Annotated in this window: 3 protein-coding genes; 1 reads left to right on the top strand and 2 read right to left on the bottom strand. The window is 77.0% G+C overall.

Annotated elements, in window-relative coordinates; translation table 11 throughout:
• Window positions 1-946 (top strand): ATP-binding cassette domain-containing protein (locus HMPREF0731_RS20710; RefSeq protein WP_040614293.1); only part of this gene is annotated, 946 nt, incomplete at its 5' end.
• A gap of 51 nt (window positions 947-997) precedes the next feature.
• Here the strand turns inward: HMPREF0731_RS20710 and HMPREF0731_RS20705 are convergent.
• Both HMPREF0731_RS20705 and HMPREF0731_RS20700 read right to left on the bottom strand, forming a co-directional pair.
• Complete coding sequence (locus HMPREF0731_RS20705) at window positions 998-1,921, bottom strand: alpha/beta hydrolase family protein (protein WP_007006186.1); 924 nt, start codon at window positions 1,919-1,921, stop codon at window positions 998-1,000.
• The coding region (locus tag HMPREF0731_RS20700) for a hypothetical protein (RefSeq protein ID WP_007006185.1) at window positions 1,918-2,235 on the bottom strand (318 nt) is incomplete at its 5' end. The genes HMPREF0731_RS20705 and HMPREF0731_RS20700, both read right to left, overlap by 4 nt.

Raw genomic sequence — 2,235 nt, 5'->3', positions numbered from 1 at the left:
CGGCATGGGGCAGCGCGTGGCGCTGGCCGCCACCCAGGCCGCCGGCGCCGGGCTGCTGATCGCCGACGAGCCGACCAAGGGGCTGGATGCGGCGCTGCGCGACACCGCCGGCGCCCTGCTGCGCGCCGAGGCCGAGGCCGGGCGCATGCTGCTGGTCATCACCCACGACCTGGCGCTCGCCCGGCTGCTGGGCGGCCAGGCGATGGTGCTGCTGGAGGGCCGTGTGGTGGAGGCGGCACCCATCGCCACCCTGCTGGACGCGCCGCGGCACGACTACACGCGCCGCCTGCTGGCGGCCGAGCCGAGCCACTGGGCGCCCTGGCCGCGCGCCACCCCCGGCCGGACGGTGCTGGAGGGGCGCGGCCTGGCCAAGTCGCTGGGCGGGCGGCAGCTTTTCGCCGGGCTCGACCTGTCGGTGGCCGAGGGCGAGGTGGTGGCCATCGCCGGCCCCAGCGGCGGCGGCAAGACGACGCTGGGCAATCTGTTGCTCGGCCTGGCGCGTCCCGATGCCGGCCAGGTCGCGCGCGCCCCCTGGCTCGGCCGCTTCGCTCTGCAAAAACTCTACCAGGACCCGCTGGCCGGCTTCGCGCCGTTGCAGAGCCTGGGCCAGGGGCTCGAGGATCTGCGCCGCCGGCACGGGCTGGCGGCGGAGGAGGCCGCGCGGCTGCTGCCCCGGCTGCGGCTGTCTCCGGCGCTGCTGCAGCGCCGCCCGGCCGAGGTCTCGGGCGGCGAGTTGCAGCGCTTCGCCCTGCTGCGGGCGCTGCTGCTGCGCCCCGCCCTGCTCTTCGCCGATGAGGCGACCTCGCGCCTCGACCCGCTGACCCAGGCCGAGGTGATGGCGCTGCTGCGGGAACTCGGAGACTCCTTCCGCATGGCGCTGCTGCTGGTGACGCATGAGACCGCGCTGGCCGAGAAGGCGGCGGGGCGGGTGCTGCGCCTGGGCTGATCCCCCTGGAAAAGCCGCAGGAACAGGCCCTTGGCCGGGTTTCCTGCGGCTTCACCCTGGCTGTGATGCGGGCGGGGCGGGCCAGGGCGTGGCGCCCGGCGGCAAGCGCCCCGCCGCCAGCCAGTCCCGCGCCAGCGGCCACAGCGTCGCCGCGAAGCGGCTGTGGAAGAAGGCGAAATGCCCGACCCGGCCGAGCCCCCGCGCCACCGGGTCGAGATGCAGCCGGTGCCGGGGGCACGCGGAAAAATAGGCCAGCAGCCGCTCCACCGCCGCCGGCGTGCCATGCGGGTCGTCCGCCAGGCTGATGGCCAGCAGCGGCGCCGTGACGCCGCCGAGCCGCGCTTTCAGCGCCGCGCCGTCGCGCAACTGGTCCTCCAGCCTGGCGCCCATGCGACTCCAGTCGCGCGCCACGCCGGCGGGGGTATCCTCCATCCAGCCCAGGCGGCGGGCGGGGAAGTAGCCGAACAGCGCGGTCAGCGCCGGCATGGCCACATGCCATTTCAGCAGCATGCGCGGCCGCTCGCGCGCCGCGTAGTCGCGCCAATAGGCGTATTGCGCGCCGACGCTGAGCAGCCGCGCCGCCCGCCCCGCCGAGGGGGCGAGGCCGAGCGCCAGCCCGCCGATCGAATGCCCGACCAGCGCCAGCTCGCGGCCGGGGAAGTGCTCCAGGGCGCAGCGCAGCGCCGCCTCCAGGTCCAGCTCGCCCCAATCGGCCCAGCCGGCGCGGAAGCCGCGCAGGCGGGCGGGGCGGGACTCGCCGATGCCGCGATAGTCGAAGGTCAGGGTGTCCAGGCCCTGCGCCGCCAGCCAGGCGGCGAAGCGGCCATAGTAGCGGGCGCGCACCGAGGTGGCGGGGCTGATCACCACCACCGGCCCCGCCATCGCGCCGGGGGCGGCCGGCCACAGCGTGGCGCCGAGCGGCACGCCATCCGCCGCCACTAGGCGCAGCGGCCGCGGTGCCACCCCGGAGGTCATGGCGCCGCGCAGGCGCGCCGCACCCAGCCGGCCAGCTGCCGCGCCGCCTCCTCGCCCGCCGCGCCCAGCATCAGGCAATGCGGCGCCTCGGGCAGCAGCAGGTGCTCGCCGCCCAGGAAGGCCGCCAGGGCGGCATCCTGCCCGGCGGGGTGGCGCTCGGCATCGTCGCGCCCGGCCTCCATCACCAGCACCGGGATCCCGCGCAGCGCCGCCGGCTCGACCCGGATGCGCAGCGCGTAGCGGTCGTTCAGCGCGCGCGGGCTCTCCGGGCAGAGCTCGGCCAGCCAGGCCTCGTGCGCCGGCGCGGGCAGGGC

The sequence above is a fragment of the Pseudoroseomonas cervicalis ATCC 49957 genome (assembly GCF_000164635.1).
GTDB classification, from domain to species: domain Bacteria; phylum Pseudomonadota; class Alphaproteobacteria; order Acetobacterales; family Acetobacteraceae; genus Pseudoroseomonas; species Pseudoroseomonas cervicalis.
This window is presented reverse-complemented; position numbering and strand designations above follow the sequence as displayed.